General features: G+C 70.1%; 12 protein-coding genes. 5 read left to right on the forward strand and 7 right to left on the reverse strand.

The genetic code is table 11. From position 1 onward, the window contains the following. Positions 1-25: 25 nt before the first annotated feature. The 3 genes from ACMW4R_RS01725 to ACMW4R_RS01735 form a co-directional block, all read right to left on the reverse strand. Positions 26-979, reverse strand: a complete 954-nt coding sequence (locus tag ACMW4R_RS01725) for a carbohydrate ABC transporter permease (RefSeq protein WP_241490352.1) — start codon at positions 977-979, stop codon at positions 26-28. Beyond that, positions 966-1,841 carry a carbohydrate ABC transporter permease gene (locus tag ACMW4R_RS01730; protein ID WP_418299880.1) on the reverse strand — a complete coding sequence of 292 codons (876 nt, stop codon included), beginning with the start codon at positions 1,839-1,841 and terminating at the stop codon, positions 966-968. The genes ACMW4R_RS01725 and ACMW4R_RS01730 overlap by 14 nt, the downstream gene beginning before the upstream one ends. A 77-nt stretch (positions 1,842-1,918) precedes the next feature. Beyond that, the gene (locus ACMW4R_RS01735) at positions 1,919-3,292 is read right to left on the reverse strand and encodes an ABC transporter substrate-binding protein (RefSeq protein WP_418298973.1); all 1,374 of its coding nucleotides are present in this window, start codon (positions 3,290-3,292) and stop codon (positions 1,919-1,921) included. A gap of 221 nt (positions 3,293-3,513) precedes the next feature. Here ACMW4R_RS01735 and ACMW4R_RS01740 point away from each other — a divergent pair, with 221 nt between their 5' ends. Both ACMW4R_RS01740 and ACMW4R_RS01745 read left to right on the forward strand, forming a co-directional pair. Continuing rightward, on the forward strand, positions 3,514-4,038 hold the full coding sequence (locus ACMW4R_RS01740; RefSeq protein WP_058613688.1) for an ArsR/SmtB family transcription factor: 525 nt from the start codon (positions 3,514-3,516) through the stop codon (positions 4,036-4,038). Then, positions 4,035-5,246: an MFS transporter gene (locus ACMW4R_RS01745; protein WP_058613687.1), complete on the forward strand. Its 1,212-nt coding sequence runs from the start codon at positions 4,035-4,037 to the stop codon at positions 5,244-5,246. Before ACMW4R_RS01740 ends, ACMW4R_RS01745 begins: the two co-directional genes overlap by 4 nt. A gap of 3 nt (positions 5,247-5,249) precedes the next feature. Here ACMW4R_RS01745 and ACMW4R_RS01750 read toward each other — a convergent pair whose 3' ends face one another. Both ACMW4R_RS01750 and ACMW4R_RS01755 read right to left on the reverse strand, forming a co-directional pair. Beyond that, on the reverse strand, positions 5,250-6,212 hold the full coding sequence (locus ACMW4R_RS01750; protein WP_058595272.1) for a serine hydrolase: 963 nt from the start codon (positions 6,210-6,212) through the stop codon (positions 5,250-5,252). 48 nt (positions 6,213-6,260) lie between these two features. Further along, the gene (locus ACMW4R_RS01755) at positions 6,261-8,237 is read right to left on the reverse strand and encodes a M13 family metallopeptidase (protein ID WP_418298974.1); all 1,977 of its coding nucleotides are present in this window, start codon (positions 8,235-8,237) and stop codon (positions 6,261-6,263) included. Between the two features lie 182 nt (positions 8,238-8,419). On the opposite strand from ACMW4R_RS01755, the gene ACMW4R_RS01760 reads away from it, so the two are divergent. Continuing rightward, positions 8,420-9,748, forward strand: a complete 1,329-nt coding sequence (locus ACMW4R_RS01760; RefSeq protein WP_418298975.1) for an MATE family efflux transporter — start codon at positions 8,420-8,422, stop codon at positions 9,746-9,748. Positions 9,749-9,866: 118 nt separating this feature from the next. Here the strand turns inward: ACMW4R_RS01760 and ACMW4R_RS01765 are convergent, their stop codons facing one another. Both ACMW4R_RS01765 and ACMW4R_RS01770 read right to left on the reverse strand, forming a co-directional pair. Then, positions 9,867-10,922, reverse strand: coding sequence for a hypothetical protein (locus ACMW4R_RS01765; protein WP_418298976.1), 1,056 nt, complete (start codon positions 10,920-10,922; stop codon positions 9,867-9,869). Between the two features lie 95 nt (positions 10,923-11,017). Further along, entirely contained in the window at positions 11,018-11,707 is a 690-nt protein-coding gene (locus ACMW4R_RS01770; RefSeq protein ID WP_058626183.1) for a TrmH family RNA methyltransferase, read from the reverse strand. Between the two features lie 70 nt (positions 11,708-11,777). On the opposite strand from ACMW4R_RS01770, the gene ACMW4R_RS01775 reads away from it, so the two are divergent. Together ACMW4R_RS01775 and ACMW4R_RS01780 are read left to right on the forward strand one after the other, a co-directional pair. Next, positions 11,778-13,055, forward strand: coding sequence for an Nramp family divalent metal transporter (locus ACMW4R_RS01775; protein WP_418298977.1), 1,278 nt, complete (start codon positions 11,778-11,780; stop codon positions 13,053-13,055). A 10-nt stretch (positions 13,056-13,065) separates the two neighbouring features. Continuing rightward, positions 13,066-13,701 carry a metal-dependent transcriptional regulator gene (locus ACMW4R_RS01780; protein ID WP_058626185.1) on the forward strand — a complete coding sequence of 212 codons (636 nt, stop codon included), beginning with the start codon at positions 13,066-13,068 and terminating at the stop codon, positions 13,699-13,701. Positions 13,702-13,977 lie beyond the last annotated feature (276 nt).

Below are 13,977 nucleotides of genomic sequence, written 5' to 3' on the forward strand. Positions count from 1 at the left end.
ACCTCTTCTCCCCGGGTGACCGGGGTCATTCCTTCGTCCCGCCCGCCGTCATCCCCTCGACGAGGAATCGCTGCGAGAACAGGAACACGATGAGGATCGGCGCGATCGACACGATCGTGGCCAGAGCCATCACCGGCAGGTCCAAAGTGACGGATGCCGAGGACGTGGGGTTGAACAGCGGCACGTTCGACAGCAGCTCGGCGAGTCCCACCTGGATCGGGGCCTTTCGACCGGGCTCCATCACGAACGGCAGGAAGTAGTTGTTCCAGTTGCCGACGAGGTTGAAGAAGCCCACGAGGGCGATCACGGGAGTGGCGAGGGGCAGGGCCACCGAGCGGAAGACCCGCAGCTCGCTCGCGCCGTCGATGCGCGCCGCGTTCAAGAGGTCCTGCGACACGCTCGTCGTGAAGTAGATGTACGTGAGGTACACCCCGAACGGGAAGAAGGAGAACGGCAGGATGACGGCCCACGGCGTGCCGACCAGCTTGAGCGCGCTCATCTCGAGGAACACCGGCAGGACGAGGGCGGTGTTGGGGATGAGCATGACGACGAGCGTGAGGATCAGCAGGACCCCGCGGAAACGGAACTTCGTCATCGCGAGCGCGTAGCCGGCGGGGATCGTGACGATGAGGGTGATCACGAGCGCCACTCCGGTGTAGAGCGCGGCGTTGCCCGTCCACTGCCAGATGATGCCGTTCTGGAACTCGCTCAGCCGCGACCAGTTGTCGGCGATCGTCGCGAACGAGCCGAACGAGAACGGCGGCTGGCCGGTCAGCTCGGTGGAGGATTTGGTGGGCGCGAGCAGGAGCCAGACGATCGGCATCCCGAAGACGAAGACGAAGACCAGGATGACGACGGTGACGAGAGCCTTCCCGAGGAAGGCGGCGGGGGTCAGGGTGCGCCGTGTCGCGCGTGCTCCCGACTCGCTCGCGCGCGAGTCCGCTGCGCGCGAGGTCGTTCGTGTTTCAGTCGCGTTCAAAGAGTCCTCCTCGGAAGACGAAGAAGGCCGCGAGGCCGGCGGCGACGACGAGCAGCATCAGCGAGATGGCCGCGGAGCCGTTGAAGTCGTTCTGACGGAAGGCGTAGAGGTAGGCGACCTGGTTGAGGGAGTAGTCCAGGCCCACCACGCCCTTGCTCGCCTGGGACAGCACGCGCGGCTCGACGAAGAGCTGCGTACCGGCGGCGAGCGACATGACGGCCATGTACGCGATCCACTTCCGCAGCAGCGGGATCTGGATGTACCAGGCGGTGGCGATCGGGCCTGCTCCGTCGATGCGGGCGGCTTCCATGACCTCGACGTTGATGTTGTTCAGGGCGCCGTACATGATGACGATCCACCCACCGGCGCCCGCCCAGAAGGCGATGACCGTGAAGACCACCGGGAGGTTGCCCTCGTTGCCGACGACGTCGACGAAGGTGTTGAAACCCAGCGCACGGAGGAGGCCGCTGACCGGGCTGACGGTCGGATCGAGCATGAAGAGCCAGAGCAGCACGCTCGACGCCCCGGCCAGGGCGCCCGGGATGTAGAAGATGAAGCGCGATGCCGACGACAGCCAGCGGACGCGGATCGCGTGGACGATCACCGCGAGGATCACGACGATGACGATGAGGCTCGTCAGCCAGATGGCGATGAACGCGGCGACATGGCCGACGGCGGGGAGGAAGCGGTAGTCCTGCACCGCCTTCAGGAAGTTTTCGAAGCCGACGAAGGCTCCATCCTTGGTGAACGCCAGGTAGGCGGCGTAGAGGGTCGGCAGGATGCCGAACGCCAGGAGCAGGACGACGTATCCGCTGACCATCAGGTAGCCGAACGTCGACTGGGCTCGACGCAGAGAGAGCATGCTCACGTCCGTTCTCAGGGGGAAGGGGCTGGCCGCATCCGCTCGTGAACGCGGCCAGCCCTGAGGAGGTGCGGGGGTTACTTCTCGACGTCGTAACCCTGGACCTGCGCCTGGTTGTCCATCTCGGTCTGCCACGCCTGGGTGGCATCCGAGAGGGGCTTACCGGCGCTGATCACCGGGAGGGCGACCTTCGAGAACGCCGCCTCGATGCTGAAGCTCGGGTAGCCCCAGCCCTGCCAGACGGAGCTGGCCGCGGTCGAGATGCTGGACTGCAGATCGCCGGTGAAGAAGCCCTGGGCGGCCTGCTCCTTGAGCCACGCGTCAGCCGCGGACTGGTAGGCGGGCAGACCGGAGGCGAGCTTCACGGAGTCGTCGGAGCTCGTGACGTACGTGAGGAAGGTCTTCACGGCCTCGAGGTTCTTCGAGTGGCTCGAGGCGTACCAGACGCCGCCACCGACGTTGCCGGTCACCTTGTCGCCGTCCGACCACGTGAGCGGGGCACCGGCGCCGATGGTGCCGGCGGTGTAGTTCAGGCTCTTCTCGTTGTCGAACAGCGCGCCCGCGTACCAGGCCGGGCCGGGGATGCCGACGAGCTTGTCCTTGTACTTCGACACGAAGTCGGCGCCGAAGACGCTGTCGGTCACGAGCGTGCCGTTGGCCAGCATGTGGTCGATCAGATCGGTCGCCTTCTTCGAGTTCGGGTCGGAGAAGTTCGAGGTGAAGGTGTTGCCGTCGACCTGGAAGATCGGGGCCTCGGCACCCCAGTAGTACACGTAGGGGGCCTGGAACGAGTCGCCGACCGAGCCGAGGATGTAGCCGGGGTGCTCGGCGGCGATCTTGTCGCTGAGCGCCTCGTAGTCCTCCCACGTCGTGGGGACGGAGTATCCGAACTGGTCGAGCAGCGGCTTGTTGTACCAGAACAGCACCGGCGCGAGGTCGTTGCGGAGGCCGTAGACGGTGTCGTCGACGGTCATGGGGCCGAGGGCGCCCTTGGTGAAGCCGTCGAGGAAGCTCTGGTCGAAGAAGCCCTTGTTCAGCGGGGCGGCGAACGCCTGCTGTCCGTTGTTCTCCTTCGACGCCCATGAGGTGTCGTTCTGCTGCGTCGAGAACACGACGTCGGGCCAGCCTTCGCCGGACTGGTCGAACAGAGCGACCTTCTGCTGGAACGATCCGGATCCGCCGGAGCCGCCGTCGTAGGTCTCGATGTTGATCTTGACGTCGGGGTTGGCCTTTTCGAACGCCTGCGCGATCGGCTCGCGCGACGAGTCCACCCAGACGGTGATGGTGCTGGACGGGTCCTGCTCGGCGGCGGTGAAGCCGTACTGGCTGTCGGACTCGTTGCCGCTGGTCCCGGTGCTCGGGCTGCACGCGGTGAGGGCGAGGGTGGACGCCACGGCGACTCCACCCACGAGGGCGAGGCGACGGCGAGCGCGGGAAACATGCTGCGTCATTGCGGAAGCTCCTGTCTTCTTCGACGAGGTCGGGTGACCGGATGCCAGCATAGGGCATACGTCATATGTTTACACAACAGGCGAGATGAATCCGTGACGAAACGCCCTGGGATCCGCGTGATCACGCGGAATTGATCCGACACCAGAGCGCGGCGGGCACCGCGGTGGCGACCCCCAAAGACCCATTTGACGGTCTGCCAGAGGCCGACGAGCATGGCACCATGACCTCGCTCGACGAACTTCGCGCCCTGTCGCACCCGCTCCGGCTGCGGCTGCTGTCGCTGCTCACGGCGACCGCCCTCAGCGCGGCCGAGGCGGGGCGCGAGCTGGGCGTCGCGCAGGCATCGGCGAGCTACCACCTGCGCGTCCTGGAGCGGGCGGGGCTCATCCGGGTGGTCGAGGTCGAGCGCGTGCGCGGCGGCGAGGCGAAGCGCTACCGCCACGAGGCGTCCTCGAAACGCTACGACGTCGACATCCCGGCCGTGACGCGCTCGCCCGAGACGGAAGCCGAATACATCGACGTGCTCGCCGAGGAGTTGCGTCGCCGATCGCGTCAGCGCATCGACGGCCCCGCCCTGAGCACCGACGCCGAGTTGTGGCTCGACCCCGCGGTCTGGCGCCGGATCGTGCAGCACGTCGGCGAGGCCTCCGCCCTCCTCCACGCCGCCGCGCAACCGCCGCGCACGCCCGGAACCGTGCCCGTGTCGATGACCGCGGCGCTGTTCCCTCTGCGGCGCCCCCGATGAGCGGTGCGACACCGGGCCCGCTCGCGCACGCGCCCTTCCGGTGGCTCCTCGCCGCCCGGACCACCGCCATCGTGGGCAACGCCGTCGCTCCGATCGCCCTCGCCTTCGCGGTCCTCGACCTGACCGGATCGGCGGCCGATCTCGGGATCGTGGTGGCCGCGCGCTCCCTCGCGAACGTCGGCATGCTCCTTTTCGGCGGGGTCATCGCCGACAGACTTCCCCGCAACGTCGTACTCGTGGGTGCCTCGCTCGCCGCGGCCGCGACTCAGGGCGTCGTCGCCGCCCTGGTGCTCACCGGCACCGCGGCGGTCTGGTCGCTGGCCCTCCTCGGCATCGCCAACGGAGCGGTCGCCGCCGTGAGCCTGCCCGCGGCGGCCGCACTCGTCCCCGATACGGTTCCCGCCGCGCTGCTACGCCCGGCCAACGCCTGGCTGCGACTCGGCCTGAACGCGGGCAGCATCCTCGGCGCCTCGGCGGGAGCCGCCGTGATCGCCCTCATCGGCCCCGGCTGGGGCCTCGTGATCGATGCCGTGGCGTTCGCCGGCGCGGCTGCCCTGTTCTCGCGCCTGCGGGTCCCGCACACTCCACGGCCCCCTTCGCCCGACTCCTCGGTGCTGGTCGACCTCCGCCACGGGTGGCGGGAGTTCTCGAGCCGTCGATGGATCTGGATCGTGGTCCTGCAGTTCGCGGTCCTCAACGCCGCGTTCACCGGTGGCACCACGGTGCTGGGGCCTCTCGTGGCCGACGAGACGTTCGGGCGCGGCGGCTGGGGACTCGTGATCGCCGCACAGACCGGCGGTTTCGCGCTGGGGGCGCTCCTCGCCCTGCGGTGGCGGCCACGGCGCGCCCTGGGCATCGGCGTCGCCGCGATGGCATCCGCGGCTCTTCCCGTCGCCACGCTCGCCCTCGCACCGACCCTGCCAGCCCTCATCGCGGCCTTCGCCCTCGGCGGCTTCGCGATCGAGCTCTTCGCGATCGCCTGGGATCAGTCACTTCAAGCTCACGTCCCCCGCGAGGCCCTCTCCCGCGTCTACTCGTACGACATGGTGGGGTCGTTCATCGCCGTCCCCCTCGGTGAGATCGTCGTCGGGCCGCTCGCGCACGCCGCCGGCACAGTCCCCGTCCTCCTCGGGTGCGCGGCGATCATCGTCGTCGCGACGGCGGTCGCCGCCAGTTCGCGCAGCGTCTGGAGCATCCGCGCCGACTGAGCGTCAGTACACGTACTCCATCAGCTCGACGCCGAGCACGCGGAACGCGTCGTGTGCGCGCAGCCGGTGCGAGATCGAGAGGTCGTCGAAGTTGACGATGAGCGCGTACGCGACTCCCGCGCGGGGGCCGCCGAGCACTCCCGCCTCGGCCCGCACCCCGGCCGCCCGACCCGTCTTGTTGATGAACAGCAGCCCGTGCTGGTCGTTTTCATGCGCGAACGGATCGAGACCGGTGGCGGATGCCACGAGCGAGAGGTCGTGGTTCAGGCTCAGCCATTCCGCGACCTGGGCGCTGACGCCGGGCGAGACCACCGTCGAGTTCACGAGACCGGCGAACAGCTCCGCCATCTCACGGGCGGTCGAGAGCGCCACGTGCGGAGCGTCGTCCGGGCCGCGGTCGTCGCGGAAGCGATCGAGGAGCGCCGTCCGGCGCATCCCCAGCTGCTCCGACCGCGCGCGCACGGCCTGCAGACCCACGCGCTGCAGGAGCGCGTTGACCGCGAGCGCGTCGCCGGCGGAGGCGGCGAGCACCGCGACGTCGGCGATCGGCAGCGCGGGGGCCTTGAGGTGCTGCCACATGCCGCCGACCGCGGCGCCGTGCACGGTCGAGCGGTCGATGATCTCGAGCGCGTCGATGGTGCCCGCCTCGATGGATGCCGCGACCTCGATGAGGAGCGGGACGACGCCGAGCCCCCCGACCGGGAGGGTCAGGAAGTCGTCGCCCCCGAGCACCTGCGCCCCGCCGTCCAGCTCGTCGATGCGCACCGAGACGCGCGCACCCGACGCGGCGAGCTCGTCGAGCGCGCGCAGCGTCGCCGTGAACGAGCGTCGCCCGGCCGCGGCGCGGCGCGGAAGACGCTTCGGCCCCTTCCGCCCAGCCCCCCGGAGAGCGGGCGCGTCGCGTCGCGACGACTCGACGGCACCGCCGAGGGGCTCGGGGGTGGCGGGTTCGGGAACCGGGGGCATGCCCACGAGCGTGGCTCCTTCCGGGTCAGAAGAGCAACAAACTCCGCCTCACCAAATGGTGACGCGCTGGTCTGCGTCGAGCCAGAGAGCATCGCCCTCGGTCACCTCGAACGCCTCGTAGAAAGCATCGATGTTACGCACGATCTGATTGCAGCGGAACTCGTTGGGCGAGTGCGGATCGATCGTGAGGAGGCGGATGGTCTCGGCATCCCGACCCTTCTGCTGCCACACCTGCGCCCAGCTGAGAAGGAGACGCTGGATGCCACTGAGCCCGTCCACGACCGGACCTTCGGGGTCCTGCCCCTCGGCTTCGAGCGAGAGGCGGTAGGCCGAGATCGCGATGCCGAGTCCGCCCAGGTCGCCGATGTTCTCACCGATCGTGAGGGCACCGTTGACGTGGTGCTCCTCGGACAGCCCCTCGGGGACGAGCGCGTCGTACTGGGCGATCAGGGCCTTGGTCCGCTCCTCGAACGCCGCGCGATCGGCATCCGTCCACCAGTCGCGCAGCGACCCGTCGCCGTCGAACCGGCTGCCCTGGTCGTCGAAGCCGTGCCCGATCTCGTGACCGATCACGGCACCGATCCCGCCGAAGTTGGCGGCCGAATCGCGGTCCGCGTCGAAGAACGGGTACTGCAGGATCGCCGCGGGGAAGACGATCTCGTTCATGAGCGGGTTGTAGTACGCGTTCACCGTCTGCGGGGTCATGTGCCACTCGTCGCGGTCGATCGGCTGACCGACCTTGGCGAGCTGACGGTCGTGCTCCCAGACGTTGGCCCGGCGGACGTTGCCGATGAGGTCGTCGGCGGTGATCTCGAGGTCGCCGTAGTCCTTCCAGCGCACGGGGTAGCCGATCTTCGGCGTGAAGGCGTCGAGCTTCGCGAGCGCGCGCTCGCGCGTTTCGGCGGTCATCCACTCGAGCGAGCGGATCGAGCGGCGGTAGGCCTCGATGAGGTGCGCGACGAGACCGTCCATGGCCTCTTTCGCCGCCGGCGGGAAGTGCCGCTCGACGTAGACCTTGCCGATCGCCTCGCCCAGAGCGGCCTCCGCGAGGCTCACGCCGCGCTTCCACCGCTCGCGGTTCACGGGAACACCCGTGAGCTGGGTGCCGTAGAACGAGAAGTTCTCGGCGACGAAGGCGTCGGGCAGGAACGCCGCCGCGGAATGCACGACCTTGAAGCGCAGCCAGGCCTTCCAGTCGTCGAGGCGCTCCGCGACGAGCAGTTCGCCGAGGGACTCGACGAAGCTCGGCTGGTAGACGACGACCTCGGCGAGCGCGTCCTCGTGACCGGGGGCGACGCCCGCCCGCCACGCGGCGAGGTCGACGCCGGCGAGCGCGACGGTGTCGTCCCACGACTTCAGGTTGTAGGTCTTGACCGCGTCGCGGCTGTCTTCGCGCGACCAGTGGTGGGTCGCGATCTCGGTCTCGAGGGCGAAGACGCGCGCGGCGTCGTCGGCCGCCTGGGCCACGCCCGCGAGGTCGAGGATGCGCTCGATGTGCGCGCGGTAGGCGTCGCGCGTGTCGGCGAAGTTGTCGAGGCGGTAGTAGCTCTCGTCGGGCATCGAGAGGCCGCCCTGGTAGAGGACGGGGACGTACCGCGTGGGGTCGCCCGGGTCGGGCTCGACGAAGAGGGCGATCAGACCGCTCATGCCCTCGCGCTCGAACTCGCCCGTGAGCCGCAGGAGCCCGGCGACGTCGTGCACCTCGTCGACCCGTCGCAGCTGCTCCTCGATCGGCGTCCGGCCGAGCTCGTCGATGCGGGCGGTGTCCATGAAGCTCGCGAACAGGTCGCCGATCTTGCGGGCCTCGGTGCCCGGTTCGGCCTGCTGCGACTCCTCCACGATCGCGCGGACGTCTTTCTCTGCCTGCTCGGCGATGAGGTGGAAGGCGCCCCAGCGCGCCTTGTCCTCGGGGATCTCGGTGCGCTCGAGCCAGCGGCCGTTGACGTGGCGGAACAGGTCGTCCTGCGGGCGGATCTCGTCGCTCAGTTCGTCGAGCGCGAGGCCGGAACGGGGGGTCTCGGTCATTCAGCCAGGATAAATCCCCGTTCTTCGGTGCGGGCTGGGGACGGCGACATTGGCCCTTCGCGGCGCCTGTCGCCGGGTGCCGGGGGCCTACGCGCTTCGCCCCCCTCGCGACGCCGTCCCATATGAAGCCCGCGCTCACGCCCGCCCCGCGCGATGTCGGTGGGTCGCCCTAGGCTCGACGCGTGACCACGCGACCGCCCGAGACGCTCAACCGGTCCATCCTCCGCCTGGCCATCCCGGCGCTCGGTGCGCTCATCGCCGAGCCGCTGTTCCTCATCGTCGACGCAGCCATGGTCGGGCATCTCGGCGTCGCCCCGCTCGCGGGGCTCGGGATCGCGGGGGCGGTCCTGCACACCATCGTCGGCCTCATGGTGTTCCTCGCCTACTCCACCACTCCCGCCGTGGCGCGGCGATTCGGCGCGGGCGAGGTCGGGCGCGCGGTCTCGGTCGGGATCGACGGCATGTGGCTCGCGCTCACCCTGGGCGCCGTCCTGGCTCTCGCCGGCGTGTGGTCCACCCCGGCGGTCGTCGACGCGTTCGGCGCCGCTCCCGACGTCGCCGAGAACGCCCGCGTCTACCTGTCGATCTCGATGTGGGGTCTTCCCGCCATGCTCATCGTCTTCGCGGCGACGGGCCTGTTGCGCGGGTTGCAGAACACCGTGACCCCGCTGTGGATCGCGGTCGTGGGATTCGCCGCCAACGCGGCTCTCAACGCCGTCTTCATCTACGGATTCGGCTGGGGGATCGCCGGGTCGGCTGTGGGCACCGTCATCGCGCAGTGGGCGATGGTCGGCGCCTACGTGGTCGTGGTGGGCCGGCTCGCGCGGCGGCACACGGCATCCCTCCGCCCGGAGCGCGCCGGCCTCGGGGGCACCGCCCGCTCGGGCGGGTGGTTGTTCCTGCGGACGCTGAGCCTGCGCGCGGCGTTCCTCGCCACGGTCGCCGTCGCCACGCAACTGGGGTCGGCCGAGCTCGCGGGGTGGCAGATCGCGTTCACGATCTTCTCCACGGCGGCTTTCGCGCTCGACGCCCTGGCGATCGCCGCTCAAGCCCTGATCGGCGCGGGTCTCGGGGCCGGTGATCTCGCGGCCGTGCGCCGCGTCCTGCAGCGCACAGTCGCCTGGGGGGTGTGGTTCGGTGTCGCGGTCGGCATCGTCATCGCCGCGGCGTCCGGCGTCGTCGGGATCGTCTTCACCGGCGACCCCGCGGTCGCCGCGCTCATCCAACCGGCGCTGCTCGTGCTCGCCGTCGCTCAACCGCTCGCGGCGGTCGTGTTCGTGCTCGACGGCGTGCTCATCGGCGCCGGAGACGCGCGGTACCTCGCCCTCGCGGGCGTGCTCAACCTCGTCCCGTACGCTCCTGCCCTCGCGGCGGTCGCCCTCTGGGCAGGCGGAGGCGCGGCTGGTCTCGCGTGGCTGTCGGCCGCGTTCTTCGGCGTGTACCTGCTCGCCCGGGTCGTCACACTGGGCCTGCGCGTGCGCGGTCAGGCGTGGACGACAGCGGGCGCGTGAGCGCGTTCGTCAACGTGCGCGGTCGTGAGTGGACGGCAGCCGGCGAGCGAGCTCCGACGTGCGCGATAACGCGACGACGACCGCGCTCCCGCGAGCGACTTCGCCGGCCCGCAGCGCCTCAGCCCGCGGGCTGGTCAGCGTACGACACGTTCCCGCCGCGCTGATCGGCCGAGTTCGCGGCCGCCGGCGCGTACCCGATCTGCGAGCTGACGCCCGGCGTCGGGTTGCCCCCGGTGCCGGCGGAGTACGAGAGGGTGAACGAGAGGACGTCCTTCGCAGCGAGGGCCGACGACAGCTTCAGCAGCACCGACCGCCGTCCTCCCGAGACGGTGTTCTCCGCCACCGTCAGCAGCTTCGACACCGCCTTGCCGTTGACCGTGACGCTCTTGGGCGTGATGCCGCCCCCGATCGCGGCATCGAACGAGACGCGGATCCCGTCACCGGCCTTGATGGGGTTCGGACCGATCGACGTGAGGGTCGCGGATGACGGCCGGTGGGCCGACCCATTGCCCGACGTGATCTTCGCCCACTTCACCTTCAGCGCACCCCCGAACGGCTTCGCGCTCACGGGCTTGCCGGCCGTGATCTTCCAGACGTTGTCGGAGGTGTCGGCGTCATCGTTCGGGGTCTTCAACCGCCACGTGTACGCGGTGTCCGCGGGCGCGAAGACGTCGTTGGGGTAGTCGCCGAGGAAGGTGGCCTTCGGGCGCACCAGCACACCGGTGAAAGGATCGGTGCCCGGCGCAATCGTCGCCGTGAACGTCGCCGTGTAGGTCGCGCGGTTGCCCGACATCGTGGGTCCGCTGAACTTCGCCGCCGCGGAGCCGGCCGACGTGCGGGTGTCGTAGGTGAAGCCGACGACTTTCCAGAGCCGACTGTCGACCTCGAGCGTCAGGACGATCGTTCCCTTGTACGCGGTCGTCCCGGTGTTCACGATCACGGTGCCCGCGGGCTCGGATGCGTCGAACCGCTGCGTCAGCGCGGGGGTGAAGAGCGGGATGCTGCTGCCGAACTGGGGACCTTCCAGCGCGAGGTTGACGGTCTTCGGGGTCGCCGCCCACGCGGGCGTCGCGGTCACCGCGGTCGCGATGGCCATCGTCGGCACGGCCCACGCTCCCACCTTGAGGAACGAGCGGCGGTCGAGACCGGAAGAGATCGGCGAGAGCGAGTTCACGAGGGGTCCATCCGTTCGAGGAGCGAGGAAACGGCGTACCCATCGATTCTTCGCATGGCACGCCGGTTCTCAAGGCCTGGACCATGAGAAAGCTCTCACGCCCAGCGGCGACACCACTCGTACATGACGACGGCGGCGGCCGAAGCCGCGTTGATCGAGCGGGTCGACCCGTACTGGGTGATCTCGACGACAGCGGATGCCGCGGCGAGCGCCTCGGGAGAGAGCCCCGGCCCCTCCTGCCCGAAGAGCAGCACGCACGCCTCGGGGAGGTCGGCGCGGTCGACCGGCACCGACCCGTCGACGTTGTCGATCGCGATCACGGGGAGTCCGGCATCCCGCGCCCACGCGGTGAACGCGTCGACGTCCTCGTGGTGGCGCACGTGTTGGTAGCGGTCGGTCACCATCGCGCCGCGACGGTTCCAGCGGCGCTTGCCGATGATGTGGACCTCGGCCGCGAGGAAGGCATTCGCGCTGCGGACGATCGAACCGATGTTGAGGTCGTGCTGCCAGTTCTCGATCGCGACATGGAACGGATGCCGCTTCGCGTCGAGGTCCGCGACGATCGCCTCCATCGTCCAGTAGCGGTACTCGTCGACGACGTTGCGGCGGTCGCCCTCGGCGAGGAGCTCCGGGTCGTAGCGCGGATCGTCGGGCCACTCCCCCGGCCAGGGGCCGACTCCGTGGGTGGGAGCGTCCGCCGACTCGGGCGCGGGGCGCGTGGCATCCGTCGGCTCGGTCTCGGCCGCGCCCTCCGGCGCCGGCGCGGGCTCGTCGGCATCCGTCACCGCCTCAGGCTACCCGGGCTGGATGATCGGCTCTCTTTTCGGCTGGCCGAAAAATGGGTAATATTTCGGGATGCCGAAAACTACCGAGGTGATCGACCGCCGACGCGCACCGGGGCGGGCCGCATGGCTCCTCGGACCCGCCATGGTCGCCGGCGTGGCCTACCTCGACCCCGGCAACGTCGCGAGCAACATGACCGCGGGCGCGAGCTTCGGGTACCTGCTCGTGTGGGTGGTCGTGCTGGGCAACGTGATGGCCTGGCTCATCCAGTACCTGTCGGCCAAGCTCGGCATCGTCACGGGCGAGAGCCTCCCGCAGATCCTGGGGCGCCGCCTCCGAGGCCGCGGGGCGCGCCGCGCTTACTGGCTCCAGGCGGAGCTCGTCGCGATGGCCACGGATGTCGCCGAGGTCATCGGCGGTGCCGTGGCGCTGCACCTGCTGTTCGGCATCCCCCTCGTCTGGGGCGGGGCGATCACGGGCGTCGTCTCGATGCTCCTGCTCCTCGTGCAGTCGCGCCGCGGCGCGCGCGCGTTCGAGACCGTGCTGATCGGCCTGCTGCTGATCATCTCGATCGGCTTCACCTTCGGCCTCTTCTTCGCTCCTCCCGACGCGAGCGGCGTCGTCGCCGGTCTGATGCCGCGGTTCGAGGGGACGAACTCGGTGCTGCTGGCCGCGTCGATCCTCGGCGCGACGATCATGCCGCATGCGATCTACGCGCACTCGGCGCTCAGCCGGGACCGCTTCGCACCGGACGCACCGACCGAGGCTGCGGGCCTCGAGGATGCCCGCGGCATCTCGACCCGGCGCCTGCTTCGTGCCACGCGATGGGACGTCACGATCGCCCTGGCCGTCGCGGGGACCGTGAACCTCGCGATCCTGCTGCTGGCCGCGGCGAACCTCGCCGGGGTGGAGGGCACCGACAGTCTCGAGGGCGCGTACGCGGCGCTCCGCGACGGGCTCGGTCCGCTGGTGGCGACGATGTTCGCGGTCGGGCTTCTCGCCAGCGGGCTGGCGTCCACCTCGGTCGGCGCCTACGCGGGAGCGGAGATCATGCACGGCCTCCTGCGCGTCCGCGTCCCGCTGCTCGCGCGCCGTCTCGTGACGCTCGTCCCGGCCCTGGCGATCCTCGCGGTCGGCGTCGACCCGACGCTCGCGCTGGTGCTGAGCCAGGTGGTGTTGTCGTTCGGCATCCCGTTCGCCCTCGTTCCGCTCGTCGCCCTGACTTCCCGACGCGACCTCCTCGGCGACTATCGCAACCGCGCGATCACAACCTCGGCCGGGATCGTCGCCGCCGTCTTCCTCATCGCCTTGAATGCCGTCCTCCTGTGGCTCGTCCTCACCGGCGGATAGGCTTGCCCGCGTGGAATCGCCCGTAGCCGACGACTATCTCAAGGCGATCTACCACCACACCGAGTGGCAGAACGACCCCATCACCCCCTCACAGCTCGCCGCCGTCCTCGGACTCGCGCCCTCGAGCGTGACCGAGATGGTGAAGAAGCTCGCCGCGCAGGGACTCGTCACGCACCGCCCCTACGGCCCGGTCTCGCTCACCGCCGCGGGGCAGCGCCGCGCCGCGGGCGTCATCCGTCGACACCGCCTCATCGAGACGTGGCTCGTCCGCGAGTTCGGCTACGCCTGGGACGAGGTGCACGACGAGGCCGAGATCCTCGAGCACGCCCTGAGCGACCGCCTGCTCGAGGGCATCGACGCCCGCCTCGGGCGACCCCGCTTCGACCCCCACGGCGATGCGATCCCGGATGCCACCGGCTCGGTCGACCGCGAACCCTTCGTGCTGCTTTCGGCGGCCGCCCCCGGGCACGCGGGCCGCGTGCTTCGGGTCAGCGACCGCGATCCGGAGCTGCTCCGGGCGCTCGTCGAGCGCGGGATCGACGTGGGACACGAGCTCGAGGTCGTCTCCAAAGAGACTGTGCGTGCCGACGGCGTCGACGTCGAGCTGCCCCCGGGCGCGGGCGAGTCGGTCTGGCTGACGCGCTGAGGCCCCTGCCGCGGTTTCGCAACCGCGGTGTGCCGTCGTGCGGTGTGCCGTCGTGCGGAGTGCTGAGCGGGTGCCCCGGGCCACCGCGCCGTCACGCGGAGTCCGTGGCGACACGCCGGATGGCGGGCACCCCGCACCGGCGTGTCGCCCACGAACTCCGCCGGGCGGCACAGCACCCGGCGCCAGACGCCACCGTGCCGTTATGCGGAGTCCGCGGCGACACGCCGACCCACACCCACCCCGCACCGGCGTGTCGCCCACGAACTCCGCCGCACG

The sequence above is a fragment of the Microbacterium sp. S1037 genome, from assembly GCF_048381605.1.
Classification (GTDB): domain Bacteria; phylum Actinomycetota; class Actinomycetes; order Actinomycetales; family Microbacteriaceae; genus Microbacterium; species Microbacterium testaceum_B.

What these genes read in the sequence shown, in the direction of transcription:
- ACMW4R_RS01730 (WP_418299880.1), bottom strand. Translation starts at nt 1,841, where the DNA reads ATGCTCTCTCTGCGTCGAGCCCAGTCGACGTTCGGCTACCTGATGGTC.
- ACMW4R_RS01755 (WP_418298974.1), bottom strand. Translation starts at nt 8,237, where the DNA reads ATGACCGAGACCCCCCGTTCCGGCCTCGCGCTCGACGAACTGAGCGAC.
- ACMW4R_RS01735 (WP_418298973.1), bottom strand. Translation starts at nt 3,292, where the DNA reads ATGACGCAGCATGTTTCCCGCGCTCGCCGTCGCCTCGCCCTCGTGGGT.
- ACMW4R_RS01750 (WP_058595272.1), bottom strand. Translation starts at nt 6,212, where the DNA reads ATGCCCCCGGTTCCCGAACCCGCCACCCCCGAGCCCCTCGGCGGTGCC.
- ACMW4R_RS01740 (WP_058613688.1), top strand. Translation starts at nt 3,514, where the DNA reads ATGACCTCGCTCGACGAACTTCGCGCCCTGTCGCACCCGCTCCGGCTG.
- ACMW4R_RS01775 (WP_418298977.1), top strand. Translation starts at nt 11,778, where the DNA reads ATGCCGAAAACTACCGAGGTGATCGACCGCCGACGCGCACCGGGGCGG.
- ACMW4R_RS01745 (WP_058613687.1), top strand. Translation starts at nt 4,035, where the DNA reads ATGAGCGGTGCGACACCGGGCCCGCTCGCGCACGCGCCCTTCCGGTGG.